This window comes from Desulfosporosinus sp. HMP52 (genome assembly GCF_000765145.1).
In the GTDB taxonomy this organism is placed as follows: Bacteria; Bacillota; Desulfitobacteriia; order Desulfitobacteriales; family Desulfitobacteriaceae; genus Desulfosporosinus.
The window spans coordinates 127623-153575 of the sequence record NZ_JMGA01000022.1 but is presented as its reverse complement, the minus strand read 5'-3'; the positions used below and the strand labels follow the sequence as shown (position 1 = coordinate 153575).

Here is a 25953-nt window from a genome sequence, read left to right as displayed (position 1 = left end):
TATTTTGAAACTCTTGCGAGTCTCTCTCATTGGCTGTCCTTGTTGTTTAGTTTTCAAAGACCATGGTGTCAATGATTTCAATTTGTTTGTTAGAAATCAATGACCGGAATTACATAGTAGCATTTTAGCCTTACATTGTCAAGACATTTTTGATGTCTTTTCAATAACCTTTTTCGCCTTTCGCTTTACAACTATTTTGTCGAGCGAACAAATAGTACTATACCATATGAATATCCCCCTACTCAAACTCCCTCAGGTGCTATTATAACCATATTTACTTTAATAATTACATCTTTGCTCCATTATACTCAATATATCTCTAGTTTTTCATTTTTAATAAATTCTTTTTCGATGCTTAATTTCCATAAACCTTATTATTTGTTAGTAAAAATGTTAGACGTTTGTGCGATTAAAATATACAAAGCCGCCCTTTAAATGGAGCGGCTTTGCACTACTATCCTATAGTATCTTCGTCTTGAACATTTTCATCTCTTGGTCGCATCGTTGGGAAAAGGATAACATCGCGAATTGAAGCAGAATCCGTCAACAGCATCACTAAACGGTCTATTCCGATTCCGAGCCCGCCTGTAGGAGGAAGACCATATTCTAGAGCTTGTACAAAATCTTCATCCATAATATGAGCCTCGTCATCCCCTTTCGCACGCTCGGCAGCCTGTGATTCAAAACGTTGTCGTTGATCAATAGGATCATTTAACTCAGAAAAAGCATTAGCTAGTTCGCGTCCAAATATAAACGCCTCAAACCGATCCGTATATTCGGGTTGCTTAGCATTGCGTTTTGCCAATGGAGATATTTCCACAGGATGTCCAATGATAAATGTCGGTTGTATCAAATTTGGTTCAACAAAGGCTTCAAAAAACTCATTGATGATTTTCCCTCGTGATGCATCCCCTTGGACGTGTATACCCTTTTCACGAGCTTTATCACGAGCTTGTTCATCTGTTATGATTTCCCTAAAGTCCACTCCCGAATACTCTAATATTCCATCAATCATAGGGAGGCGCTTCCAGGGTGTCTTAAATTGAAGGGGTTGTCCTTGATAGGTAATTTCGGTAGTACCGTGAACCTTTTGCACAATATGAGCAATCATTTCTTCAGTCAATTCCATAATATCTTCATAATTAGCAAAGGCTTGATAAAGCTCCATCATAGTAAACTCGGGATTATGTTTGATTGAAATTCCCTCGTTTCTAAAGGTTCGTCCAATTTCATAAACTTTTTCAAGTCCACCTACAATAAGACGTTTTAACGGAAGCTCGAGAGCAATCCTCAAATATAGATCCATATCAAGAGTGTTGTGATGAGTAATAAATGGACGAGCTGCTGCCCCCCCAGGAATAGTATGTAAAGTAGGCGTTTCTACCTCAAGGAATTCCCGCTCCTCTAGAAACTCTCTCATATAACGAATTATTTTACTTCGTGTCACAAAAACTTGACGAACATCGGGATTCATAACTAAGTCCAAATAACGTCTGCGATATCGGGTTTCTACATTGGTTAGCCCATGAAACTTTTCCGGGAGTGGTCGCATAGCTTTAGACAGAAGCAAAACCTCTGCTGCATGAATAGATATTTCTCCTCGTTTAGTCTTAAAAACCTTCCCTTTTACTCCGATAATATCACCTACATCGAATTTAGAGATTAGGTCAAACATAGTTTGCCCCAATTCGTCCATTCGAATATAAGTCTGAAGACGTCCATTAAGGTCTTGTACATGTGTAAAGATAACCTTGCCTTGATCACGCTTGCTCATAATTCGGCCAGCAATACTTACTTCTTGGCCCTCTAGCTCTTCAAAGAGCTCTAATATCTCAGAGGTTTTATGGGTTCGCACATAGCGATCAGCATAGGGTTCAATATCTGCTTGGCGAAGCATCTCAAGCTTTTCTAAACGAATTCGCCAGAGGTCGTTGGTATTATCCATCTTTATTCCTCCATCAATTATTCTCTATTACCAATTTTACCAAACTAAGACTGCAATAAACAAGTTTAGATATAATCTTAAAATTAAAATACCGTTTGCTCAACAAAGACCATATTCCATATTTTGGATTAACGAGATCAATAAACAAAGTGCAGCATCTGTGCGTGGCTAAACCAAACCAGTCACAGAAACACTGCACTCTCTAAAGCTAATGTGTCTACACAATTTCAAATCTTTGAATGTTAAAGTCTATTTAATATCAAGAATTTGATAGTGTAAAATACCTGCTGGAACATTTACTTCGACTACAGAACCTTTAGTTTGACCTAAGACTGCTTTTCCGACAGGAGATTCATTGGAAATTTTATTAGTACCCGGGTCAGCCTCAGCTGAACCGACAATAAAATATTCTTCTTCATCACCGTAGTCTAAGTCTTTGAGGCGTACTTTTGTACCTACCGCCACAACATCAGTTCCTTCAAGTTCATCAATAATTCGCGCATTTCTGAGCATCTTTTCAAGAGTGATTATCCGACCTTCGATAAAGGCCTGATCGTTTTTAGCATCGTCATACTCAGAGTTTTCACTGATATCTCCAAAGTCAATGGCCTGCTTAATGCGCACGGCAACTTCCCGCCGCTTCACAGTTTTAGATAGTTCCAACTCCTCCTCAAGCTTCTTGAGGCCTTCTAATGTTAGAATAACTTCTTTTTCAGCCATATTTTCCTCGCTCCCTTTTCTCGTCCTACGCATTACGCTTCTATACTGACTGTACCGAGCGTTTTAAGAACCTTATATGCGTAATTCCTTTAATATAGGAACTCCTTAAAAAATTCCTCATTTGCATTACTCGTTATTATAAGGACCTGGCAAATTATTGTCAAGGACGCACCTCTGAACGTTAACAAGGCATCTTGTCAAATTATTTATTATTTCGGCAAGATATCCAGTGTCACCCAGAAACCCTAGTTAAGACTGCTTGCATTTCTTCGACGGATCTGGTTTGCATTATCTCATCACGAACTTTTGCAGCCTTGCTAATTCCTTTGATATACCACACAGCATGTTTTCTCATTTCGTTAAGACCGATTCTTTCACCCTTATAATGCAGCACACGTTCAAAATGTTTTAAGGCAACCTGTATACGCTCTTCAATGGAAGGCTCCGGTAATATTTGCCCATGTTTCAAAAAAAATTGGGTGCGCGGTATGAGCCAGGGATTTCCTAATGCTCCGCGTCCGATCATTACCCCATCACATTCGGTTTGCTCAATCAATCTACCGGCATCTTCAGGCATTAATACATCCCCATTGCCAATCACCGGAATACTGACTGCCTTTTTTACTCGTCGAATCCATTCCCAGTCGGCATGCCCAGAATAAAACTGTTCGCGGGTTCTTGCATGAACGGTTATCATCTGAACACCAACTGACTCTAGACCTTTGGCCAATTCAAGCGCCACTATTTCCCTATCATTCCAACCAAGGCGTATCTTTACTGTTACAGGTATATTTACTGAGCGGACTACCGCTGAAGCAATTGCCTGAGCACGGGGAAGATCCTTTAGTAATGCCGATCCCTCACCATTTTTGATAATTTTTGGAGCAGGGCATCCCATGTTGATATCAATAATATTAGCATTGCACGTTACGGCCAATTCAGCTGCTTGAGCCATTGTCTCGGGATCATTGCCGAATAACTGTACAATCCTGGGCTCCCCTTCGCCACTTAAGTCCAGCATCTGCAAAGTTCTCGAGTTTTGATAAGTCAGTGCCTTATCACTTATCATTTCAGTCCATACATAATCTCCGCCCACCGAACGCACTGTTTCTCGAAACGCTTTATCTGTTACCCCAGCCAAAGGTGCCATAAACACCGGGACTCCAAGTTCATAATGTCCTAACTTCATATTATTATTCCTCTTAGTTACTATTTCCTGTTACGCTCGTAGATTAGTAACAGCCCCTCAAGAGTTAGAAAAGGATCTACTTTTTGGATCATTTCTGACTCTTGAGAAATCATTTTTGCTAATCCCCCTGTGGCAATCACTTTGGTCTCAGGCCCTAGTTCACCTTTCATACGTTTAATGATTCCATCCACTTGACCGGTGAATCCATAGTATATTCCGGATTGCATCCCTGCTACTGTATTCTTGGCAATGACTGACGTAGGTCTAACCAACTCAATTCGGGGCAATTTCGAAGCCCTCTGAAACAGAGCTTCTGTCGAGATTCCAATTCCCGGCGCAATTGCCCCACCTAAATACTCTCCCCGTTTCGATATTACGCAAAATGTTGTTGCAGTGCCAAAATCCACAATGACTAGGGGGCCGCCATATTTAGTATATGCAGCCACCGCATTCACAATGCGATCAGCACCGACCTCTCTCGGGTTGTCATAAATAATAGGCATTCCGGTTTTAACACCCGGCCCTACAACCAGAGGTTCTACTCCAAAGTATTTTCGCGCCAGGGCTTCCAACGTTGGCATAACCGGAGGAACTACTGATGAAATCACAACTGCATCAATTACTTCAAAACTCAGCCCACTTAAATCAAATAAATTTTTAATAACCACTGCGTATTCATCCATAGTTCGGGACTTATCTGTGGACACTCTCCAGTGATTAGTTAATGTCCTTTCATCATAGACTCCCAACACAATATTTGTATTACCCACATCAAATAAAAGAATCATAATACCTCTCCTTTTAGTTCAAGATCCTACGACTAGATCAAACCCAATCGCTGCTGATCCATATACGACATCAAGAATAATTCCTAACATAATGACTAATACTGGTAAAACACTAAAAGGAAGCCAGACTTCGATGAAAGGATCCGCGTGTAAAAGTTAAAAATATCCCTGTTTGGACCGTAGTTTGATCTCTCCTGCAGAAAACGTTATCTCTTCGTTTCCAGTTTCTAAGATTAGTGCCCCATCAATTGAGATCCCTTTAAAGACACCTTCAATTACGTTCTCTCCCCGGAATATTCTCACCCCTTCACCTAAACCAATGGCTCTTTTCGTCCATTTAGATCTCAACTCATCAAACTTTTTTTCCTCGAGAAAGATTAATTCTCTTTCAAGGTTCTCTAAGATCTTTGCAGCTAATAAATTAAGATCTATGTCAAACCCTAAAATTTCTTGAAGAGTCGTAGCCGGAAATGTATTATTCAATTGCTTCCGGGGAAAATTGCCATTTACCCCTATTCCCAGAATTAAAGTTTGAACTGTATTCCACTCGCCTACAACTTCTCCAAGAATTCCAGCCAGTTTCTGTCCTTTATAAATAAGATCATTTGGCCATTTGATCCCTATAGACAACTCAAAAAGCTCCTGCACAGTGTCTACAATCGCCACACTTGCCGCAAGGGTTATTTTAGAAGCATCCGCCAACGACAGGTTTGGCCTTAGAACAACGGACATCCATAGTCCCCCTGCAGGAGACTCCCATTGCCGTTGAAGCCTTCCTCGCCCCGCTTGCTGTCGACTTGCCAACACAGTCAGTCCGTGTAAGGCGCCTTGGCGAGCCAGCTCTTTTGCCCGATCATTTGTCGATGATAGTTCATCAGAAAAATCAACTACTCTTCCTAATGCTTGGGTACTCAACGCCTGCTTAAATACCCACTCATTTAAAGCAAGAGGGGTTTTCAATAATCGGTAGCCATTCTTGGTTTGGGCCTCAATTGCAAAGCCTTCTTCCCTTAATATCTTAATCTGTTTCCAGACAGCAGCTCGAGTGACATTTAATTGGTTGCTTATTCTCTGACCAGACACTACTTCTTCTGAATGTGCCGTCAAAAGATAAAGGATGTCATCACGCAACATTTAAGATCCTCTTTCCCAACTTGCTCTGGTTGTAGCCTTTATTTCTCCTATATCAAGACTAAAGTCCATTGCCCTAACTGAATGTGTCAATGCCCCAATTGAAATTAGGTCAACCCCTGTCTCCGCCACCTGGCGAAGTTGGTTCTCCTGAATTCCCCCTGAAGCCTCAACAATTGCCCGCCCATCGATGTACTGAACCGCTGCCTGCATTTCGTCAATTAGCATATTATCCAGCATAATTACGTCGACACCGCAGGCTACAGCTTCCTCTACCTGTTCCATTGTTTCACACTCAACCTCGATCTTGATCATATGTCCAATTGTAGTCCTTACCCTTTTAACGGCTTCTGTTAAGCCACCTACTGCCGTGAGATGATTATCTTTTAGCATCACTGCATCATAGAGACCAAAGCGATGGTTCTGTCCACCTCCGACTCTAACTGCATATTTCTGTAAAGAACGCCAGCCTGGGAGGGTCTTTCGGGTATCAACTATACAAGTTGATAGGCCTGAAACTTGGTCAACAGCCCGTTTGGTTGCCGTAGCGATTCCGGAAAGATGCTGCAGAAAATTCAAGGCTGTTCTTTCGCCCTGTAAAATACCGCTGAGAGGCCCGTCAAGCTCTATTACGACCTCCCCAACCTTCACCTCATAACCATCTCTAACCAGTTTACAAACCCTAATCCTCGGGTCTACACGCTGAAAAACCTGCTCAACAAGCTCCAGCCCAGCAACTACCCCTTCTTGTTTTGCGTACAATTTGGCCATGCTTGTAAGATCATCCGGGAAAATCCTAGTGCTAAGATCCCCGGTCCCGATATCTTCTATCAACGCTCGATCAATCAGCTCTTGAAACTGAAATGTAGCGTACATAATTATCCTCCTTACGTTGAAGAGAGTGCTTCTGCCACGACTCATCAAGCCGCAACGGGTAGTCCGAACGGAAATGTCCCCCTCGACTTTCTTTGCGATCCAATGCTGCTCTAGTAATAGCTGCCCCAATTATCAACATATTGGCTGTTTCATAGTCATCCACGGAAGGAGTTAAGAAAACCTCGTGCTCCCAATCCGCAAGCAACCTTGCTGCTTCATTGAGACCCTCTTCATTCCTCAAAATACCAACTCGACTCCACATTAAGTCTTGAATTTCCTTGCGCAAGCTCAAACATGATAACTGCTTAGACAGATTTGTTCCAGCTTTAATTCTGGATTGACTATCTTCAGGACTCTCAACCTCTTCCCAGACTGGTCGTTTACCATCAAATCTATCTCTTATCCTTTTAACGATACGTCCACCGAATACAAGTCCATCTAATAAAGAGTTGCTTGCTAACCGATTAGCCCCATGAACCCCATTACAAGCACATTCTCCTGCTGCATAAAGCTGAGACAGACTGGTTTCACCGTATGAGTTTGTGGCAATCCCGCCCATCATATAGTGAGCCGCCGGGGCAACTGGCAAAGGCATTGTTAATACATCTACACCATACTTCAAACAGGTCTTGTAAATGTTGGGGAATCTCTCAAGAATTCGCTTCTCTCCGATAGGGCGAAAATCCAGATAAACCGAGCCTTGATTCATTTCTTCCCAAATTCCTCGGGCCACAATATCTCGTGCAGCAAGCTCTTTCCCATCAATCTTATCCATAAAGCGTGAACCTTTAGCGTTGATTAAATGTGCACCTTCACCACGTACAGCCTCAGAGATAAGAAAGCGGGGAGCATTGGGAATTAATAATGCTGTTGGGTGAAATTGGACAAATTCCATGTCCATCAAATCCGCACCAGCACGTAACGCTACCGCCATTCCATCACCAGTTGCAACATTAGGATTAGTGGTAAAGCTATAGACCTGACCCAAACCGCCTGTTGCCAGAACCACTGCATTTGCCAGATGTCCTTCCAGTTTTCCAGTCTCCCCGTTCAAAACTAAGGCACCGATAATATCCCCTTGAACATTTTCTAACAAGTCAATTACAAAACGATCTTCAAAAGTACTAATCTCGGGAGTTGACTTAACCTTAGCAACTAAGGCCCGCTCAATTTCCCAGCCAGTAGAATCCCCTAAGGCGTGAAGTATACGTTTTTGACTATGGGCACCTTCACGAGTGAGAGCAAGCTCTCCATTCTGATAATCAAACTGAGCCCCCATACCCATGAGCTCTTCAACACAAATAACGCCCTCTTCGACTAAGATTTTAACCGTTAACGGATCACAGAGGCCTGCACCTGCTTTTAGAGTGTCCTTCAAATGCAGCGTAGGTGAGTCAGCCTCATCAATGGCTGCTGCGATCCCACCTTGTGCATGTTCAGTATTGCTTTCTTTAATAGTTTTTTTGGTCAGAACCGTAACCTGAAAATCCTCACTTGCTTTAATTGCAGTATATAGACCCGCTATACCACTTCCTAATACGAGTACGTCCGATTCAAAGACCTCTACCCCTGATTTAGACCAAGGGCACAAATATCGTCTCAAAACACCCATCCCCTGCTCTTCTGCTGCTTACAAGGCCAGCATTCGCTCTAGTGTCGCTTTGGCTTTTACTCGAATATCCTCTTCCACGGTAACCCGGGGAGAGAGGTTTTTTAGTCCATCGCGAACCTTTTCTAAGGTTGTCATCTTCATATTTGGACAAACCAGTCGTTCTGAAGCAAGATAGAATTTTTTCTCTGGACAAACTTTGTGGAGTTGATGTAATATCCCTGACTCTGTACCTACTATAAACTCTTGATTTTCAGAGTTCTTTGCATAGGTGATTAAGCCTGCAGTAGAGCCTATATAATCTGCCACTTGGCATATTTCTTCACGACATTCCGGATGCACAATAACCTTAGCCGAGGGATGCTCTTTTTTTACCGCCTCAATGTCATCGTTAGTCAAGCGGTGATGTGTTTTGCAATAACCAGGCCATAACTGAAGTGAACGTCCCAAGATTTTGGCAGCGTATCGCCCAAGATTTTCATCGGGAATAAATAAAATATCCTCCCCGGCTAAAGACTGTACTACTTTAACTGCATTTGAGGAAGTACAACAAATATCGCTCTCGGCTTTAACTTCTGCTGAGGAATTAACATAACAAACCACTTGAACTCCGGGAACTCTCTTTTTATACGCCCGTAACCCCTCTACATCAACCATATCTGCCATAGGGCAACCCGCATTCAACTCGGGTAATATGACGACTTTATCAGGGGATAAAAGAGCAGCACTTTCCGCCATAAAATGGACTCCACAAAAGACAATCACTTCTGCATCAGTGTCAGCCGCTTGTTGACTTAATTGCAGAGAATCTCCAACAAAATCAGCAATATCCTGAACCTCTGGCCGCTGATAATAGTGGGCCAAAATAACTGCTTTGCGTTCTTTTTTTAGTTCTTGAATTTCCCCAGCTAAACTTTCGAATAAGTCGCGACTTATGCTATAATTCATATCTTTACACCCTTCCTAAGTGACTAATACAAATAGCCAAGGCCTTAAGCTTACACCTTAGTTAACGCATTTGGCTTTGTCAAGCCTTCTGCCCATGGACTTCCCGATCAGAAATCTTGGTCTCCTGATTCTTCTCATTAACAAAGACAACTTTTGGGGTATACCGCCGAGCTATTTCATCGGTTAAGACGGCATAGGAAATAATGATAACTTCATCTCCAACATGCACCTTACGGGCAGCTGCACCATTCAAGCAGATTACTCCTGAATTCCTCTCTCCAGGAATAACATAAGTTTCGAGTCTTTCTCCATTATTATTGTTAACTACTTGAACCTTTTCATTTTCTAATAAATCCGCCAATTCCATTAAAGCGCTATCAATTGTAATACTGCCTACATAATGGAGATTTGCCTCAGTTACTACCGCCTTATGAATTTTTGATTTCATCATTGTTCTATACATCCTGCTTAACCTCCACAACCTTATTATCAATTAAACGGGTTGTCCCAAATTTAACGGCCAAAGCAATTAAAACTGGTTGCCTAATATCTGTCACTTCAGTCAAGTCACTAGCGTCCCTGACTTCAACATAGTCAATGACCCCTTGACTTTTTAAGGTTATACTCTTTTTTATCTGTTCTTCAATTTCCCGAGCTGATTTCTGCCCCATTTGAATGCTTCTCTCTGCTTCATTAAGGCTCTGAGACAGAATTAAGGCTTCCTGCCGTTGTTCAGGATTTAAGAAGACATTTCGCGAGCTCATCGCCAATCCATCGTCTTCACGCACAATGGGAACAGGACAAATCTGAATCGGAAGACTAAGATCATTAACCATTCGTTTAATAATTTGATACTGCTGATAGTCTTTCTGTCCAAAAAAAGCCATATCCGGTTGAACAATATTGAACAACTTATTGACCACCGTTGCTACGCCACGAAAATGCCCAGGACGGTTTGCCCCGCACAGCATGGCATCTAATTCTCCGACTTCTACAAACGTTACCATTTTTTCAGGATACATCTCCTCAACCGTCGGATGGAAAAGGACATCAACCCCGGCTGCCTCAACTAAAAGAGCATCACGTTCTATGTCTCTAGGATAACGTGTCAAATCTTCATTAGGGCCAAATTGTAAGGGGTTAACAAAAATGCTCACTACCAAAAATGCTCCGGTTTCTTTAGCTTGGTCAATTAAGGTCAGATGTCCATGATGTAAAAAACCCATAGTAGGGACAAAAGCAATTTTTCGCCCCCGGTTTTTTTCTTCAGTTATAATATTACGCAGATCGGATATACGAGACGTTCTCTTCATTTGACATTCCACCTTTCTTTAGGAAAAACGGTTTAAGCAATTATCCACCAAGCAGCCTTCTTAACATATCAAGCTCTTCCGGAGAATAATTTAAGCCTTGAATAGATCTCTTGCTTTCCCCTAACTCTAAAGCTTTCAACCCTAAACCCTTATAAATCTCTGTAAGCCTAGGCGGCAGTTGGTCTAAATGTCCTTTTACCACTTGAGCATCTCCTCGAGCAATTGGACCTGTTAACGCTTGGGGTAACCCAACTCGCTCTAAATTAGAGAGGGTTCCTTGCATTAGTGGCAATAACGAAGCTAATGCTTCGTCTCTTGGAATACCTGCCTCAGCAAAAAGGTCTACCGCTATCGAAGCAAGAACCGCCAAGTAATTTGAGGCAACAACTGCACCGGCATGATAAAGAGTCTTTTCGCTAGCCAAAATCTTATGTGGGATACCACCTAGATCTTTTACAATATCTGTACCTAGTTCCTCTTCCTCGCCTTCTACGCCAAAATGAGTTCCCGACAGGATCATCAACGCATTCTCTACACTTGCAAAGGCTTGCAGTGGGTGTAATGATAAGCACCTGACGGGCAAATCTTTCTGAACACGTAAAATTGTCGAAGGAAGGGATCCCGAGCAATGAATCCAGACTTGGCCAGGAACAACAAGCTTTTTGGCGACCAAACTTTCCGCAATCAAAGGGATTATCCCATCCTGAGTCGTAACAAATAAACAATCAACTGCTGGCACAAGTTCCTCTAACTGCAGATGATCCTTGTTGATAAAACCTCGAAAACGTTCATAAGAGAGACGACTTCGGGTATGCACCCCTACGCACTGATGTCCCGCCTTCGTCAACTGTACCGCTAAAGCAGTTCCTACAATTCCTGCTCCAATAACCCCAAATTTCATCCCGATCTCCTTCTCATAATTAACTATTCAAACTTAAGTAACTGTCGAACAACAAAAAAATACCCCCACGAGCGTGAAGGATATCGTTCCCTCCGTCTCGGTCTTCAAGATCCAAGCGGGCTGATTATTTAACTAAAAAACACTGTCATACTGAATTTAAATCTGTATAAATTTTAACATATTTCTTATAATTCTGACATCGTGCAAATATTTTTTAATCTAATTAAGTACAATTCATGGTTTGATATTGTCCAATTAGATTTATTGTTTATTTATGGTCAGAGGATAGACCTTCCCTTCCCCATCAACTTCATTTATTGATCTTCCGGAAGGCAAAACGAGTTCCGGAGCTATTTCCCGCAAAGGGGCAAGAACAAAAGCTCGTTCTTCCAAATACGGATGAGGCAATCTTAACTCTTCAGACTCACTAACCCTATTATCATAAATAAGCAGGTCAATGTCAATCGTTCTTGACCCCCAATGTTCTTTGCGGACTCTCCCTAAGCGAAGTTCAATTTCCTGACAAACATGAAGGAGTTCCAGTGGTTCTAAGCTTGTCTCGACTTCCACGACCTGATTCCAGAATAAAGGTTGGTCTAGTCTTCCCCAGGGTTCGGTTTCATAGATACGAGATGAGGTAATAACTTTAATAGCTGGGCCTTCCAAAGCTGAAATAGCCTCGCTGAGATAATATCCTCGATCCCCCAGATTACTTCCTAATCCTAAGAACGATCTCATTCAATCACCTGCTTCGCCAAATCTCCACTGAAACATCCTTAAAAAGACCTTGAATAGGCGCTTGTGGTTTATGCACTTCTACTCGCAGCGACTTACAGGCAAACTGATCTAGTACTCTCTGGGCAATCTCTTCCGCCAGGCGTTCTATTAACAGATATCTGCCTTCAGTTACGCATGTTTTAATCACTTGATATACTTCACCATAATGAATAGTATCATCCACATTATCTGAAGAACCTGCCTTCTGCAAATTGTGAAAAAGATCCAGATCGATTAAGAATCTCTGTCCCAATACCTGCTCTTCCGGCATCACTCCATGGTATGCATAAAATTCCAGTCCCCTTAAATGAATAACATCATGCCCCGACATAGCCCGCTCCTCTCTGTCCCCTTACAATCGCATCGGCCATTTGCATTGCTCTTTTATTAGCCTTAACGTCGTGAACACGAATAATATCCACACCAGAAACAATCCCTAAAACGCTGGTGGCCAGTGTCCCCTCTAAGCGCTCATTGACGGGCAGGTTTAAGGTATTACCAATCATTGACTTACGCGAAGTCCCTAATAATACTGGATGCCCTAATGTCTTAAACTCAGCCAAGCGAGCCATGACCTCAAGATTTTGTTCCGTCGTTTTCCCAAATCCAATTCCCGGATCAACAATAATTTGATCTCTCTCTAAGCCATAGGATTCAGCTAATTCAATGCTCTTTTGTAAAAATGCAAAAATATCGCCCATCAAGTGATGATAGGCCGTTCCATCTTGATTGTGCATAACAACAACAGGAACTTGGAAATCACCGACAACTTTGGCCATATCCGGGTCTTTTTGCAATCCCCATACATCATTAATCATGTGGGCCCCTGCTTCAAGAGCTTTAGCCGCTACACTAGCCTTATAGGTATCTACTGAAATGGGAATATTTACTCGTTCTAGCAGCATCCTTAATATCGGTTCTAAGCGCATCCATTCCTCTTCGGCACTAATGCCCGAATAGTTTGGTCGTGTTGACTCTCCACCAATATCTAGAATATCTGCGCCATTTTCTATCATGCATTCCGCTTGAAGGACGGCGTCTTCTAAGCTATTGAATTTGCCGCCATCAGAAAACGAATCCGGAGTTACATTTAAAATCCCCATTACCAGGGTACGCCCCCCCAGAATAAGTTCCTTTCCACGGCAATTTATACTACGGATATTGGCTGGCTCTAAATCAGTCAGAAGTTGCTTAAGAGCATGTCCAAGGCTCTTAAGTCCAAATGGTTGTGCCAGCACCTTCTTCGCCAGGTGTTCTAATTGCCGTACTGTACCTAATAACATGACATCTGTTGCATCTATGTTATTAGTTATTACCTCCCGGTGTACAGCAGCATCCCCTCCAACGGAAAGCATCTCTTGTTTGAGAATATGGGCTACTCGCAACGGAACCTGCTCTAATTTTATAGCACGCCCTATTCCCTTGCCGGCCATTTGGGCTACTCCTCCCGGATCGGATCCTATCTGTGTCAAGGCTATCCTAGATTCTTGCAAATTATTAATCGCAACCCAGCGCATTCCATATACTTGCATTGTTGCCTCCTTAATACATAATCTGCTTCATCGCAGGCTTAAATTTGTAGCATGAACTTTGAGCTCCACAATATCGACAATCTCTGGACCAATCGTCGGCTCTGGCTAATGCCTCACCTAATCGGCTTAACTCATCATTATGGTGTAGCCGATGTTCGCGAATCCCTTCTAAAATGACTCCGATATCCTCTGAACTAAAATCACATTCTGCAAGCAGAGGGTAGGCCAAACGAGCACTGGCCTCAGCATGATCTTCGCCCGTCTGATATTCAACCCAACGTCCAATATCATGAAGCAATGCCGCAGCATAAATTAATTCTTTGGAGGAATGGAAATCTCCCTTTTCTAAAAGGTAAGCATAAGCTATACGCGCAACATTTAGTCCATGCTCAAAGCCGTGTTTACAAAAAAGGCGCTCTTTCTCTAATTCAGCATTTTTTTGTAAATAACTCTCAAAATCCTTATGGTCTATTAAACGATTGACGCGTGTCATTGAATACAACCTGTCCCCCACCCCTCATGAGCGCCATGTATCTGATTCTAAGACTCCTCAGAATCAAAGTGTTTAGCTTGCTTAAATGTATAGGACCCTTTGAAGGATGGGATTCTCAGGGATTTTCTGGAGATACTGACCGTCATCCCTCTCTGCTTAAGGACCACCGCTTCAAGTTCCGAAAAATAATCCATTAGGGTGGCTTGATCTCCGATCGCACTCAATTCGTAGGGAACCCCCTCCGACCGATTCACAGGCACTTGATTAACTAAGATGGTTGAATTTCCACTTAACACAATGGCCGTGGAACCAACGACTCGTTGATCATTAATACTAATTGCTTCCGCTCCGGCTAACTTCAAAATATTGATCATAGTTGCAATATCATTGGTGTTAAGGGGAAAAGCAACTTTATTACTACGGTCATCGATACTGATCAGAATTCCCGGACCTTCAACTGACTGTGTACCATCAAGCATTTGGAGTTGTTTTAAATGTACCAGAAGTTGTGGATCTGTTCCCACCTGTTTACGCGCTATATCCAACCTTGCAGATAACTCTTGATGTTCTTTTTGGAGCTGAGCATTTTGCTCTTGTGAATTAGTAAGAACTGCCTTCATTTGGCTCATACGTTGCTCGCTAATTTGTTCAGCGGCGGATACATTCTTTTGTGTTTGGGCCTGAAGAGCAATTAAAAAGCCTAAAGCAATTGCCACCATAGTAACAGGTAAAGCTAAAGTTCTTTTCCAACGCTGCATTATGTTCCCTCCTTGACAGGTTCAGCATAACGATATTCTTTTAGTTTGCCAGCCGGAGTCACAATGTTGTCTAATACTTCGAGCTTTCGAGTTATTCCATACTGCTCCTGAAATTCCCCCAGTCTATCCCAACCATAAAACTTCAAAGCCGCAGACAGATTATGAGAATCACCTATTGCCCCAATTACATAAGGAGGCATTTGTCGTGTGCCATTAATTTGAATAAACGATCCTCCGCAGAAGACCTCTGTATGGGTAGTCACACGCTGTCCATTAATAGCCACAGCTTCCGCTCCGCCATTCCAAAGAGCATTTAAGATTTCGCGAATATATTCCTCATGAATATAATACTTATTCTGATCTTCGTCCCCGGTAGCTACACGCGTCGAGTCATCTAGTGTAATTTGCACACCCGGCCCTGCAAGTTCTATTAAGCCGGCATTCATCATCGCCTCTTGAACCTGCTGATTTAATAAAGACGAGGCACTTTGGCCTTGGGCATATTTGACTAACTCCTCTTGGATCTTGGCATTCTCTAACGAGAGTTGTTGGTTCTCTTGTTCAGTTTTGATCAGACTGGGAACAGCATTTTCCTGAAATGTCACCTGATTGCCCGCTACTCCCTGAGCTTTAATCAGAAGCACAAAGAGAAATCCAAGGAGAATTGTAGATAAGCCCAGGAGAGACCGTTCCTTTTTATCTAAGCGCATTCATTACACCTCCATTTGCCACTGCTACTTGAAAAAAGGACACCCCTGCGGGCGTCCCTTCTTTATTCACTCAGCCATTCTTCGCCGGCTTTTTTATAGTCTATAAGTTCCTCTGGTTTGAAGTAAAGAGCAATCTCCCGTTCAGCACTAGCGAGAGAGTCGGACCCATGTATAACATTTCTGCTGATATCCATCCCATACATGCCTCTAATAGAGCCAGGATTAGAACTTGCCGGGTTTGTCGCTCCCATCAGCTCACGAGCTAAGGCAACAGCATTCTTGCCTTCCCAAACCATCGCCACTACAGGAGAAGACATGATGTAATCAACAGTAGGCTCAAAGAACCCTTTGCCCCTATGCTCTACATAATGTTCTTCCGCCAAGTCCCGGTGCACCTGAATAAGCTTCATACCTGCGAGCTTAAAGCCCTTTTTTTCAAATCGACTAATGACCTCTCCCACTAATCCCCTCTGAACTGCATCTGGTTTAAGCATAATAAATGTGCGTTCCATCCTACGTCCTCTCCTTAATCTGAAACTTCTATAGTCTATTGAATTTTATTAAACGCATCTTCAATTGTTTGACCTGGCAATTCCGAATCTTGCCTCTCTTTTATCTCAAGGCCGTCTAATCCGTCAAGGGTTTTTTCACTGCCCTCAAGCCTTTGATCGAACTTTTCCATTAACGCTGCAAAATCTTTGACATCAAGGGTTTCTTTTTCCATTAATGCCTGAGCAATGGCATGTAACTTGTCAATATTTTGCGTAATGAGATCTTGAGCCTTCTGATAGCAGCTATCAATAATACGTCTGGCCTCTTTGTCAATGGAGTATGCAACAGCATCACTGTAACTTCGATCACGAGAAATATCTCTGCCTAAGAAGACTTGTTCTTCTTTATGACCAAAAGTAAGTGGACCTAATTCCTCGGACATCCCTAATTCAGTAATCATTTTGCGTACTATTCCCGTGGCACGCTCCAAGTCATTTGAGGCACCTGTGCTGATTTCATGAAGTACTATTGCTTCTGACACACGCCCACCAAGCAGCATTACCACTTGATCAAGCAGTTGTGACTTGGTCATATAATTCCGATCTTCCTTTGGCAGAAGAAGCGTATAGCCCCCAGCTCTCCCCCGCGGAATAATGGAGACCTTGTGTAAAGGATCTGTATGAGTGAGTAGTTCTCCCAATAGTGCATGCCCGGCTTCATGATAAGAAACCAGCTTCCTCTCAAAAGGACTAATTACTCTGCTTTTCTTCTCCGGTCCAGCAATTACTCGCTCAATCGAGTCTTCTACTGCCTGTTGTTTTATCTGAGTTTCATTCCGCCGCGCTGAGAGTAGAGCAGCTTCATTTAAGAGATTCGATAAATCAGCACCAGTAAATCCAGAAGTTTGACGAGCAATAACCTCTAGATCAACGTCTTTTGTCAGTGGTTTATCCTTAGCATGAACTCTGAGGATCTCCTCTCGGCCTTTAACATCCGGAACATCAACAATCACTTGCCGATCAAAACGACCGGGTCGCAATAATGCTGGGTCAAGAACATCCGCCCTATTTGTAGCAGCAATGATAATAACTCCATCATTACCGTTAAAACCATCCATTTCTACAAGAAGTTGATTCAGAGTCTGCTCCCTCTCATCATGTCCTCCACCTAAACCAGCTCCCCGTTGTCGGCCAACCGCATCAATTTCATCAATAAAAACGATACAAGGAGCATTCTTCTTGGCTTGTTCAAATAAATCTCGAACTCGAGAGGCCCCGACTCCAACAAACATTTCAACAAAGTCTGAACCACTTATGCTAAAGAATGGCACCCCGGCTTCTCCGGAGACCGCTCGTGCGAGTAAGGTTTTACCTGTTCCTGGAGGTCCGAACAGCAGAACACCTGTTGGAATCTTAGCACCCAACTCATGAAACTTCTTCGGAGATTTTAAGAACTCAACAACTTCTTGAAGCTCTTCTTTGACTTCGTCGGCACCGGCTACATCTGCAAATGTCACCTTTTTCTTATCTTCGCTAACCAAGCGGGCTTTACTCTTCCCAAACTGCATCACTCGGTTGCCGCCGCCTTGACTTTGCTGCATCATAAAGAAAAACAAACCTACAATAACAATGATGGGCAACATGGTAGTTAAAAGACCCATCCACCAAGGAGACTTAGGCGGTGATTCCACAACCAGTGGAAGACCGTGAGCATATAAATCTGCTACAAGCTGCGGGTCAGAGGCAAGTCCGATAACCTCATGTTTTTTCTCGTCTTTCATAGTAACGGTATACTTAGTGGAATTGTTGTCAACAACAGCCACCACACTTTTAACCTGATTCTCTACAACCGCCTTTTTGAAAGCGTTATAATCCAGACCTACCTCTTTATTAACAGGAGGGGTCGACCACTTTATTAAGACTATTGCCATGAGAATTATAAGTATATAAATTGCCGCATTCTTTAAGACCTTCAAATATGGTCCTCCTCTCTAGTTAAGAAGCTACTTCACTAAGAAGCAATTCTTCATATTATACCATGCAGTATCAGTTTTTACAATGAATTCAAATTGCTAACATCCCTTCGTGGTACAAGAATACAATAGATTTTTTCTCCACTATAACCGAAATGATATAGCCCACTTTGCCGAACTCCCGGGATCCATAGCACCTCGTTTCCAAGAGCAACTAAAGGTATTTTGCTCCTCTCTTTCTCCCCTATCTTAGCCTCCTGAAAAACCTTTTTAAGCGGCTTATGCCCAACACCTCGAGTCCACATCTTGTCCCCTTCTCTCCGATAGCGGCACACCAACGACTCTGCCACAGGTGTTAAGCGGTCACGGCTAAAGACTGCCATCTGATATTCAAGTCCTGCCTCGGTGTTTAACGAGGTAAGATCCTCCTCTCCTAGAAAGCCAATGGCAATGTCAAGTTCGGGGATTTCTGTCCACTTTTCCAAGAATAACGGGGTCACTATGTCTATCCCCGGCGGGACATCTTCCTTGTCAACGCCCCTATATAATCGCACTTTATTGGGCTGCGGAGGACTAAATATCAATCCTCCATTTGTAATCTCAACTCTCAAGCCCGGTAAATCCTGCATCCAACCGATCCTTCCCTGAGAAGATATAATCTTATTAATATAGGAAAAACCTATTCCTCGAGGCTCCTGGGTGACTTGCATCGCTGCCTTTCGCAATAAGCGAGAAAGTATGGCGGCTGGTTCTTTAAATACATCTAAAGTAAGACAAGTGGTTCCTTTAAGATCTTCTCTGTGGTAACGAAGCCAAGCAGCCTCCACTTGTGTCGTTAAATACTCTTCATCCCAACGCAAGAGCTCTCCAGTACGCCCTAAAATCTCCTGAATGCGGGAATTGTAGCTTCTCTCTAATTCCGGCAATAACTCTAGGCGGATACGATTCCTTACGTATACCGGCTCTTCATTTGAATGATCAAGGGCATAAGGGACTGCTTCTCTAGCACAATATTCTAAAACACTTGCTTTGGAAAAGGTAAGCAGAGGGCGAATAATTGAGTCCTTGGCAGGGTACATTCCAGCTAATCCTGCCGTTCCACTTCCTCTAAGCAGACGATATAGAATCGTCTCAGCTTGATCTCCTAGGTGATGAGCCGTAGCCAATAGAGAGCATTTATATTCCTCCATGTCTGCTTTCCACCGGGCATATCTCCACTCTCGGGCGGCTTCCTGGAACGATTTTCCAACCTCTTTGGCATATTGCTTTGAATCAAACCGATGAATAAGGCAGGGAAGCCTCCACTTGTCAGCCATTTGTTGAACCAAGACCGCTTCATCATCAGACTCTTTTCGAACCCCATGATGTACGTGGGTTAATACAAGAGATATTCCTCTGCCCGGTTCCTCCTGTACATATCTCCAAAGGATATGACTTAAAGCCATAGAATCCGGCCCGCCGGATACTGCAACCATAACTTTAGTTTGCGGAGGAATTAATTGAGGCAGTATGTATTTGCGCAAATGCTCGTACATCTTGCGTCTCCTTTGTTCAATACTTATATCTTTCCACTGAAAAAATACTTTATAACTTATCTTCTTAAACTAGTTTAACACTTTCTTTAAAAACAAACACTCTTTGCCCATAAATTCTATGGACATATGCAATTACCCGTTCAACAAATAGAAAAAGCCCTGATTTCTCAGGGCTCAATTCTTTCAAACAAGACCATACTTTTAGAACAATCCACTTACCTTACCAGTCTTTGTATCTACATCAATTCTTCGGTAAGCTGGGTCTGAGCTTGTTCCTGGCATTAAACTAATTGCACCTGCCATTGGGCAAAGGAATTTTGCTCCTCCGTAAACTAATACATCACGGATAGGCAGTCTCCAACCTTTAGGAACACCTTTCAGTGCAGGATCATGAGATAAACTTAAATGAGTTTTTACCATCATAGTTGAGAAATCAGCATAATAGGGATCTGCTTCAAATCTCTTAGCCTTAGCTTCAGCCTCAGGTGACCAATCCACACCATCTGCACCGTAAACTTCCTTAGCAATAAGCTCAACACGTTGACGAAGGGGCATTTCCAGCGGATATAGGCATTTGAAATTGGACTCTTCTTCGCAGGCATCCATAACTGCATCCGCTAATTCTAAAGCGCCATCGCCGCCATTGAGCCAGTGATCTGAGTGGGCACAACGAGCACCCGCAGCTCCAACTATCTTCTTGATTAAATCGATTTCAGCTTGAGTATCTGTATAGAACCCATTAATGCAAACAACAGGTACAATCCCGGATTTCTTAATGATTTCTAGGTGATGTAATAGATTCGCACATCCCTTTTCAACCAGTTCAAGATTTTCCTTGGTGTACTCATCAGGTAATGGACGACCCGGTACCACTGCGGGTCCGCCGCCATGCATTTTAAGCGCCCGAATTGTTGCTACGAGAACAGAAACATTTGGCTTTAAGCCGCCCAGTCGGGCTTTAACGTTCCAGAACTTCTCAAATCCAATGTCGGCAGCGAAGCCGCTTTCAGTAACATGATAATCAAACATTTTCAGACCAACCCGGTCCGCAATAATGGATGATTGCCCGATTGCAATATTAGCAAAAGGCCCGGCATGAACCATAACCGGTTGACCTTCAGCAGTGTAACAAATAGTTGGATTAATGGTGTTCCGCATCCAAGCAGTCATAGCACCGTCAACTTCTAAATCTGCAGCAGTTACAGGTTGACCAGTTTTATTATAAGCAACTACGATCTTGCCAATCCGCTCTCTGAGATCCGGAAGGTCTTTAGCGACAGCCAAAATGGCCATTAACTCTGATCCAACAGCAATCCCAAATTTAGATTGCATTTGGAAACCATCTTTTTTACCGCCAATACCAATAATAATATTTCTTAGTCCTTGAGCTGCATAATCGATAACCCAGCCCATTTCAACATTTTTAGGGTCTATGTCCAAACGCTTCAAGCCTCTTTTAGCTAGTTCTTCATCTGTATAGTTAGCCTCATGCTGCATCCGAGCGTTTAGGGCGACCATACAAAGATTATGGGCGTTCATGATGTCATTAATATCTCCTGTGAGTCCTAAAGAAAACTCAGTCATTGGAATTAAGAGGGCGTTGCCACCACCTGCAGCAGTCCCCTTAATATTCATGGTTGGACCGCCGGAGGGTTGACGTACTGCGCCACCAACATTCTTGCCTCTCTTAGCCAGTCCTTCAATAAGCCCCAGGGTCGTTGTAGTTTTTCCCTCACCGAGTGGTGTTGGAGTAATTGCTGTTACTTCAATATATTTGCCATCAGGTTTATCTCCAAGGCGCTCCATCATTTTCAGAAAGTCAACTTTAGGGGTTTTTCCATATGGAATTATTTCCTCTTTCCTGAGGGATAGTTTTTCGATCAATTCTTCCACGGTAGGCATGTTTTTCTCGGCCTCTTCGGCAATCTGCCAGTCTTTAAGTTTTGTTGCATCCCAAGCCATTTTTAAATCCGCTCCCTTATAATGAATTTCTACTTTCCCTAAATAATATGGAAAGCTTTCCCGCACCTCAGTTAACAGTAGTATCTAAAAATAGTCAATCCCTTCGCAGCCTCCTAATCAATAAGAATTAGTATATTCCACAAAATGTATTTTTATTTTAAGTGAAAAATACATCGTAGAGTTAAAATTTTCCCAACAATTATTTCTGATTCTGGGTGCCGGGCGGTCTTGAAATAGACACAATAGTTTGATTCGACACGCATTTCTGATATCCTGCTTTTACTTTAATCTTTTAGGCAGGTTTTCCACATCAAAAATATCAGGTACTCCAAAAGTTTTTTCGAATGACCATGACTATCCCATCATCATCCAAATCCCCCCCGCTTATTCTGCGAGCTTCCTGACCAATAAGATCCGCCATTTCCTGAGATTTATCTAAGGGGGTCTTCTCCAAAAACTCCATAATCCAGTCCCCCCCTTCCTTTATAACATCTTGCACGCCATCGGTTAACAAAATAAGCGCTTCCCCACTCTGCATATCCATTTCAATAACGGGAGTATCAATCTGGTTTAAAATACCTGCCGGAAGGCTTGATGATTCGATTTTCTTAACTCCATCTTGTCCAATCAAATAGGAGGGTGATGCCCCTACTTTTATTAACTTCAACCCGGTAGATTCTAAATCAAGGATGGCCATATCGATTGTTACAAAGCTTTCTTCAGGCGATCGCAATACTAAAATGGAATTAAGTGCTTGAATAGCACCCTCAGGCTTAAAACCTGTTGTTAACAGCTGCTCTAGAAGGGTTAAGGCTGTTGCACTCATCTTCGCAGCATTTTCCCCCACACCCATCCCATCACTCAGAACAAAGGCGTGTTCTTTTGATGAGAAGGCAATTGAACCATAATTATCTCCACTCATTCCGTTTCCGGTTTTAGCAAATGTGGTTATCCCTACATCTAGAAAGAAGCGACGCCGGCGTGCTAAATTTGATGGTTTTACTACTTCCCAGTTATGTTGTGTGTGCAGCTCTTTCGCCAAATTTCCGATAACTTGTGAAACGTTGAGAAATTGCCTGGACAATGCCTCTTGATTGCCTATCAAGCGGCGTCGCCATGTTTCTTGGCTTCTTTCTTGCTCAATAATAAACTGAACTCCCAACAACATTTCTTTTAATCGTCCGCAGTGTCGTTTCCACTCAATTGGTAAGGATTGCAATTTTACATCTGTTTCCTTTTCTACCAGGCCAAAAAGCTCGAAAAAGATATGGTATGTTTTGTAAAACTCTCGATTCCAACAAACATCCATTGTCGGACAGGAATGGCATACCCGCTCAACCAGGACATTCATTAATTCCGGAACCTCCGGACGCATCTCAAAAGACTCCGCTTCTGCAGCCTGATAACTCATGGCAATCTGATCAAAGATCTCCGACAAAGCCTTAACTTTAGAAACTGTTGTCTCAACTTCCGGTATAACTTTAGGCTTTAAAAAATTCTTTTCCGGTGTTGCTCCCGGCCAAATCAAAAAGAGAAACAGGCCTACCGTTGAAGAAATAAGCTGAGAATAGATTGCCTCCTGACGCAGGAAAATAGTAAGCATCAGCATAACCGCTATAAAGGCCGTCCCTATTCCCAGTTTGCCGAATCGCCGGAAGGCTCCGGTACAAAATCCTGCCAAACCATATATTCCCGCATCAATCAGATTCTGAGTACTTATAGACAATTGGGGCATAAAACCGAGGAGTGCTCCCACACCTGCCGCAGTTCCGGCCCCATAACGTTCTGAAACAAATAAAGTGAAAAAGCTCAATAAGACAATAGCAAAATTAACTCCCATGACCTGAACCCCTTGGAGACCACTGATTACACCAATTAGAATAAAAAGCCAAGCAATACCTTGTTCGTTTTGAAACTCGCCCTTCCAGATTACTTCTTTATGACATAAAGCAAACCAAAAAATAATTGAGCATCCTCCTACAATCATTCCCTGTAGCGCAACTATCAAAAAGGCATAAGGATCAGGATCTGTAAAGGTAATTGTAAGAAATGAGACTAAGGCTGTCATAACGCTTGTTGCTATAACCAAATAAGCCCCTTCATGATTTTTCTTCCGCATTAAAGGTAAAATAACCATCAAGGAGGCTAAAACAGCTACACTTTTTAAGACGAAGGATATGTCATTTAATGATACCATACCAATTAAAATGCCAAGTATACCAAACGGAAATCCTTTCTCCCCTCTAAGTATCAATGCTGCCCCAAAAGCGACCCCGAAGGGGTATAACTCAAAAATGCTTCCTCGAGCCAACACCCCCCCTAATAACATGGGAAGAACCGTACTTTCAATGGAAATTCTGCTTCGCAGACCTTGATCTAGTTTCAGTGTCGCCCACTCTGCCATAATGTCACCTCTTAACCATTTATTGGTAATATTATAGCTTAAATTATTGGCAAAGCTTGTCTAGTAACGTCAATAACGCACAGAAACTTTCGACTTCCTTCACAGTTAATCTCTTAAAAACACGGAGATGTTCTTTATGGCAAAAAAATATTCCAGCATTTTAGTAATTGCCTTAAATTAAAAAAAATAAAAAACCGCCTTTCGGCGGTTATATTAGTAACGACTTGATCCTCTACCTCCACGTTTAGAGTCTGTGGCACGACGAAATTCAGTTTGACGTTCATCACTGTCTTTTATAAACTTAGCCAATTTATCCTCAAAGGACACAGTCGGCGGAAGACGGCGTTCACGACCCACATTACGAACAGTGGGGTTTGCTTGTTTAATAGAGAGTCCTATTTTCCCTTTTTCGTCAACGTGAATGACCTTTACTTTAACATGGTCTTGTTCCTTTAAGTAATCTCGAACGTCCTTGACATAAGCATCTGCGACCTCCGAGATATGTACTAGTCCGGTAATTCGGTCCGGCAATTCAATGAATGCCCCAAAGTTCGTGATCCCTGTAACGACACCTTCAACAATACTGCCAACGTCAATGGCCATACGAAGCAAACTCCTCCTTGTGATGATCTATCTATACTTACTATATTATATGCAGTAGATTTCATGCCTGTCAAGGTTAAGAAGATTAATGTGCAGTACTAATTCTTGGGAGAAATGAGAATTTCACCTTGTTTTACTAGGCCTAGCTGTTCACGGGCTAACTGTTCAATGTAACTCGGAGTGTTTAAACGAGTAATTTCTTCATTAAGAAGTTTCTCTTGTTTAAGCAATTTAGCCTTTTCCTCATTCAGCTGAGCCAGTTGACCGTCTACCCTAGTTCTAAGATTCCAGATCTGCCACATCGAACTCCCGACGATTATCATGACTGCTAAAAATATAAGAATGGAGCTTTGACGAATTCGGACTCTTTGGTAATTTCTTAAGTTAGTCTTCTGATGAGCCCTCTTCATCTAATTCCTCTCCTCCTAACCCAAGTTCCGTACCTGGAATAATACACACAATTTCGTACCCCTTACTTCTTGCCCGGGTTAATAACGTAGCAACTGAGCTCTGACTAAGATGAAGGCGCTTAGCAATGTCCTCTAAAGATCTTCCACTTTCTTTGAGAATTACAGCTTGGCGTTCCCGAAAACTAAGTTTTTCCAAACCTCTAATTTCTAGTTGCACCCCGGCACGCCCTTGCTTAAAGTTATTCACAATTTGTGGATATACTGTGGACATATTACCTACAAACCATGTACAAACTACTTACAATCTGGGATAATAACTCCATTATAGTCACTAAGCCTTAAGGAATCAATACCCCTGGAAAATTTTAGCCATTTGTTCGTGGAGGTAACAGACTCTTCAACCATTCCTGCAATTTGATTTTGGTGTTTACAACTCTCTTAAAAAGGATAACTTCTCCAAATCTAAACAAAAGCAAACTTAACCATTGTAAAATAGCGAAGGGTGGTCGCATGATCAGTACTAAGCCGCGAATAGGAATCCTAATGCCTCTTTGGATAAGCTCTGCGAGAAATGCTATAAATCTATAGAATCCAAAGAAAGCTCTTAAGGCAAACCGGCTTAAAACTCTCAGGTACAACCCCAAACCCAGCAAACTCCCCCAAATAATATACAAGCGGAAGTCAAGGGCATTAGCTCTTTCAAAATAGTAAAATAGTATTACCATCGCTATTAGTGAAAAAGTTACGTCTCCGAAAAACGTAGAGATTTGCCCCCAATTTTGCCAGCGACGAAAAGAACGGTAAAAGTCAAAAACTAATCCCACCGTCGCACCAGCGAAGATTACCCAAAAAAATGTTTCGAATTCTGAGATTGCCCTTCCTCCT

25 protein-coding genes are annotated in these 25953 nt (G+C 42.4%); all 25 read right to left on the bottom strand.

Features of this window, described 5'->3' with window-relative positions; translation table 11 throughout:
- Nucleotides 1–454: 454 nt before the first annotated feature.
- Nucleotides 455–1945 carry a lysine--tRNA ligase gene (gene lysS / locus DP73_RS10655; protein ID WP_034599391.1) on the bottom strand — a complete coding sequence of 497 codons (1491 nt, stop codon included), beginning with the start codon at nt 1943–1945 and terminating at the stop codon, nt 455–457.
- Between the two features lie 249 nt (nt 1946–2194).
- Complete coding sequence (gene greA, locus DP73_RS10650; protein ID WP_014901122.1) at nt 2195–2665, bottom strand: transcription elongation factor GreA; 471 nt, start codon at nt 2663–2665, stop codon at nt 2195–2197.
- A 232-nt stretch (nt 2666–2897) separates the two neighbouring features.
- The gene (dusB, locus tag DP73_RS10645; protein WP_034599389.1) at nt 2898–3854 is read right to left on the bottom strand and encodes a tRNA dihydrouridine synthase DusB; all 957 of its coding nucleotides are present in this window, start codon (nt 3852–3854) and stop codon (nt 2898–2900) included.
- A 20-nt stretch (nt 3855–3874) separates the two neighbouring features.
- The gene (locus DP73_RS10640; RefSeq protein ID WP_034599388.1) at nt 3875–4642 is read right to left on the bottom strand and encodes a type III pantothenate kinase; all 768 of its coding nucleotides are present in this window, start codon (nt 4640–4642) and stop codon (nt 3875–3877) included.
- Nucleotides 4643–4798: 156 nt separating this feature from the next.
- Complete coding sequence (locus DP73_RS10635; protein ID WP_205623381.1) at nt 4799–5776, bottom strand: biotin--[acetyl-CoA-carboxylase] ligase; 978 nt, start codon at nt 5774–5776, stop codon at nt 4799–4801.
- Nucleotides 5777–6649, bottom strand: coding sequence for a carboxylating nicotinate-nucleotide diphosphorylase (gene nadC / locus DP73_RS10630; RefSeq protein ID WP_034599387.1), 873 nt, complete (start codon nt 6647–6649; stop codon nt 5777–5779).
- A complete protein-coding gene (nadB, locus tag DP73_RS10625; protein WP_205623380.1) occupies nt 6615–8261 on the bottom strand; it encodes an L-aspartate oxidase in 1647 nt (548 codons plus the stop codon). The genes nadC and nadB overlap by 35 nt, the downstream gene beginning before the upstream one ends.
- Before the next feature lie 18 nt (nt 8262–8279).
- Nucleotides 8280–9206: a quinolinate synthase NadA gene (gene nadA, locus DP73_RS10620; RefSeq protein ID WP_034599385.1), complete on the bottom strand. Its 927-nt coding sequence runs from the start codon at nt 9204–9206 to the stop codon at nt 8280–8282.
- 79 nt (nt 9207–9285) lie between these two features.
- Entirely contained in the window at nt 9286–9669 is a 384-nt protein-coding gene (gene panD / locus DP73_RS10615) for an aspartate 1-decarboxylase (protein ID WP_034599384.1), read from the bottom strand.
- Nucleotides 9662–10519 (bottom strand): pantoate--beta-alanine ligase, encoded by an 858-nt coding sequence (gene panC, locus DP73_RS10610; protein WP_034599383.1) that lies wholly within the window; start codon nt 10517–10519, stop codon nt 9662–9664. The genes panD and panC overlap by 8 nt, the downstream gene beginning before the upstream one ends.
- Before the next feature lie 40 nt (nt 10520–10559).
- Entirely contained in the window at nt 10560–11420 is an 861-nt protein-coding gene (locus tag DP73_RS10605; protein ID WP_034599382.1) for a Rossmann-like and DUF2520 domain-containing protein, read from the bottom strand.
- Nucleotides 11421–11681: 261 nt separating this feature from the next.
- The gene (gene folK, locus DP73_RS10600; protein ID WP_034599381.1) at nt 11682–12158 is read right to left on the bottom strand and encodes a 2-amino-4-hydroxy-6-hydroxymethyldihydropteridine diphosphokinase; all 477 of its coding nucleotides are present in this window, start codon (nt 12156–12158) and stop codon (nt 11682–11684) included.
- A 4-nt stretch (nt 12159–12162) separates the two neighbouring features.
- On the bottom strand, nt 12163–12528 hold the full coding sequence (gene folB / locus DP73_RS10595) for a dihydroneopterin aldolase (protein WP_034599380.1): 366 nt from the start codon (nt 12526–12528) through the stop codon (nt 12163–12165).
- Nucleotides 12515–13729, bottom strand: coding sequence for a dihydropteroate synthase (folP, locus tag DP73_RS10590; RefSeq protein WP_034599379.1), 1215 nt, complete (start codon nt 13727–13729; stop codon nt 12515–12517). The genes folB and folP overlap by 14 nt, the downstream gene beginning before the upstream one ends.
- A gap of 10 nt (nt 13730–13739) precedes the next feature.
- A complete protein-coding gene (locus tag DP73_RS10585; protein WP_034599378.1) occupies nt 13740–14222 on the bottom strand; it encodes an HD domain-containing protein in 483 nt (160 codons plus the stop codon).
- Between the two features lie 47 nt (nt 14223–14269).
- Nucleotides 14270–14980, bottom strand: a complete 711-nt coding sequence (locus tag DP73_RS10580) for a DUF881 domain-containing protein (RefSeq protein WP_034599376.1) — start codon at nt 14978–14980, stop codon at nt 14270–14272.
- Nucleotides 14980–15690 (bottom strand): DUF881 domain-containing protein, encoded by a 711-nt coding sequence (locus DP73_RS10575; RefSeq protein ID WP_034599375.1) that lies wholly within the window; start codon nt 15688–15690, stop codon nt 14980–14982. The genes DP73_RS10580 and DP73_RS10575 overlap by 1 nt, the downstream gene beginning before the upstream one ends.
- Before the next feature lie 62 nt (nt 15691–15752).
- On the bottom strand, nt 15753–16202 hold the full coding sequence (ndk, locus tag DP73_RS10570; RefSeq protein WP_034599374.1) for a nucleoside-diphosphate kinase: 450 nt from the start codon (nt 16200–16202) through the stop codon (nt 15753–15755).
- A gap of 35 nt (nt 16203–16237) precedes the next feature.
- Nucleotides 16238–18157: an ATP-dependent zinc metalloprotease FtsH gene (gene ftsH / locus DP73_RS10565; protein ID WP_034599373.1), complete on the bottom strand. Its 1920-nt coding sequence runs from the start codon at nt 18155–18157 to the stop codon at nt 16238–16240.
- A 77-nt stretch (nt 18158–18234) separates the two neighbouring features.
- Nucleotides 18235–19689 carry a tRNA lysidine(34) synthetase TilS gene (gene tilS, locus DP73_RS10560; protein WP_034599371.1) on the bottom strand — a complete coding sequence of 485 codons (1455 nt, stop codon included), beginning with the start codon at nt 19687–19689 and terminating at the stop codon, nt 18235–18237.
- 201 nt (nt 19690–19890) lie between these two features.
- Entirely contained in the window at nt 19891–21651 is a 1761-nt protein-coding gene (locus DP73_RS10555) for a formate--tetrahydrofolate ligase (protein WP_034599369.1), read from the bottom strand.
- A 319-nt stretch (nt 21652–21970) separates the two neighbouring features.
- Nucleotides 21971–24055 carry a SpoIIE family protein phosphatase gene (locus DP73_RS10550; protein ID WP_034599368.1) on the bottom strand — a complete coding sequence of 695 codons (2085 nt, stop codon included), beginning with the start codon at nt 24053–24055 and terminating at the stop codon, nt 21971–21973.
- A 213-nt stretch (nt 24056–24268) separates the two neighbouring features.
- Nucleotides 24269–24658, bottom strand: a complete 390-nt coding sequence (locus DP73_RS10545) for a S1 RNA-binding domain-containing protein (protein ID WP_014901100.1) — start codon at nt 24656–24658, stop codon at nt 24269–24271.
- 98 nt (nt 24659–24756) lie between these two features.
- Entirely contained in the window at nt 24757–25068 is a 312-nt protein-coding gene (locus DP73_RS10540) for a septum formation initiator family protein (protein ID WP_034599367.1), read from the bottom strand.
- Nucleotides 25043–25285 carry a sigma factor-like helix-turn-helix DNA-binding protein gene (locus DP73_RS10535; RefSeq protein ID WP_034599402.1) on the bottom strand — a complete coding sequence of 81 codons (243 nt, stop codon included), beginning with the start codon at nt 25283–25285 and terminating at the stop codon, nt 25043–25045. Before DP73_RS10535 ends, DP73_RS10540 begins: the two co-directional genes overlap by 26 nt.
- Nucleotides 25286–25953 lie beyond the last annotated feature (668 nt).

What these genes read in the sequence shown, in the direction of transcription:
- lysS (WP_034599391.1), bottom strand. Translation starts at nt 1,945, where the DNA reads ATGGATAATACCAACGACCTCTGGCGAATTCGTTTAGAAAAGCTTGAG.
- greA (WP_014901122.1), bottom strand. Translation starts at nt 2,665, where the DNA reads ATGGCTGAAAAAGAAGTTATTCTAACATTAGAAGGCCTCAAGAAGCTT.
- dusB (WP_034599389.1), bottom strand. Translation starts at nt 3,854, where the DNA reads ATGAAGTTAGGACATTATGAACTTGGAGTCCCGGTGTTTATGGCACCT.
- DP73_RS10640 (WP_034599388.1), bottom strand. Translation starts at nt 4,642, where the DNA reads ATGATTCTTTTATTTGATGTGGGTAATACAAATATTGTGTTGGGAGTC.
- DP73_RS10635 (WP_205623381.1), bottom strand. Translation starts at nt 5,776, where the DNA reads ATGTTGCGTGATGACATCCTTTATCTTTTGACGGCACATTCAGAAGAA.
- nadC (WP_034599387.1), bottom strand. Translation starts at nt 6,649, where the DNA reads ATGTACGCTACATTTCAGTTTCAAGAGCTGATTGATCGAGCGTTGATA.
- nadB (WP_205623380.1), bottom strand. Translation starts at nt 8,261, where the DNA reads ATGGGTGTTTTGAGACGATATTTGTGCCCTTGGTCTAAATCAGGGGTA.
- nadA (WP_034599385.1), bottom strand. Translation starts at nt 9,206, where the DNA reads ATGAATTATAGCATAAGTCGCGACTTATTCGAAAGTTTAGCTGGGGAA.
- panD (WP_034599384.1), bottom strand. Translation starts at nt 9,669, where the DNA reads ATGTATAGAACAATGATGAAATCAAAAATTCATAAGGCGGTAGTAACT.
- panC (WP_034599383.1), bottom strand. Translation starts at nt 10,519, where the DNA reads ATGAAGAGAACGTCTCGTATATCCGATCTGCGTAATATTATAACTGAA.
- DP73_RS10605 (WP_034599382.1), bottom strand. Translation starts at nt 11,420, where the DNA reads ATGAAATTTGGGGTTATTGGAGCAGGAATTGTAGGAACTGCTTTAGCG.
- folK (WP_034599381.1), bottom strand. Translation starts at nt 12,158, where the DNA reads ATGAGATCGTTCTTAGGATTAGGAAGTAATCTGGGGGATCGAGGATAT.
- folB (WP_034599380.1), bottom strand. Translation starts at nt 12,528, where the DNA reads ATGTCGGGGCATGATGTTATTCATTTAAGGGGACTGGAATTTTATGCA.
- folP (WP_034599379.1), bottom strand. Translation starts at nt 13,729, where the DNA reads ATGCAAGTATATGGAATGCGCTGGGTTGCGATTAATAATTTGCAAGAA.
- DP73_RS10585 (WP_034599378.1), bottom strand. Translation starts at nt 14,222, where the DNA reads ATGACACGCGTCAATCGTTTAATAGACCATAAGGATTTTGAGAGTTAT.
- DP73_RS10580 (WP_034599376.1), bottom strand. Translation starts at nt 14,980, where the DNA reads ATGCAGCGTTGGAAAAGAACTTTAGCTTTACCTGTTACTATGGTGGCA.
- DP73_RS10575 (WP_034599375.1), bottom strand. Translation starts at nt 15,690, where the DNA reads ATGCGCTTAGATAAAAAGGAACGGTCTCTCCTGGGCTTATCTACAATT.
- ndk (WP_034599374.1), bottom strand. Translation starts at nt 16,202, where the DNA reads ATGGAACGCACATTTATTATGCTTAAACCAGATGCAGTTCAGAGGGGA.
- tilS (WP_034599371.1), bottom strand. Translation starts at nt 19,689, where the DNA reads ATGTACGAGCATTTGCGCAAATACATACTGCCTCAATTAATTCCTCCG.
- DP73_RS10555 (WP_034599369.1), bottom strand. Translation starts at nt 21,651, where the DNA reads ATGGCTTGGGATGCAACAAAACTTAAAGACTGGCAGATTGCCGAAGAG.
- DP73_RS10550 (WP_034599368.1), bottom strand. Translation starts at nt 24,055, where the DNA reads ATGGCAGAGTGGGCGACACTGAAACTAGATCAAGGTCTGCGAAGCAGA.
- DP73_RS10545 (WP_014901100.1), bottom strand. Translation starts at nt 24,658, where the DNA reads ATGGCCATTGACGTTGGCAGTATTGTTGAAGGTGTCGTTACAGGGATC.
- DP73_RS10540 (WP_034599367.1), bottom strand. Translation starts at nt 25,068, where the DNA reads ATGAAGAGGGCTCATCAGAAGACTAACTTAAGAAATTACCAAAGAGTC.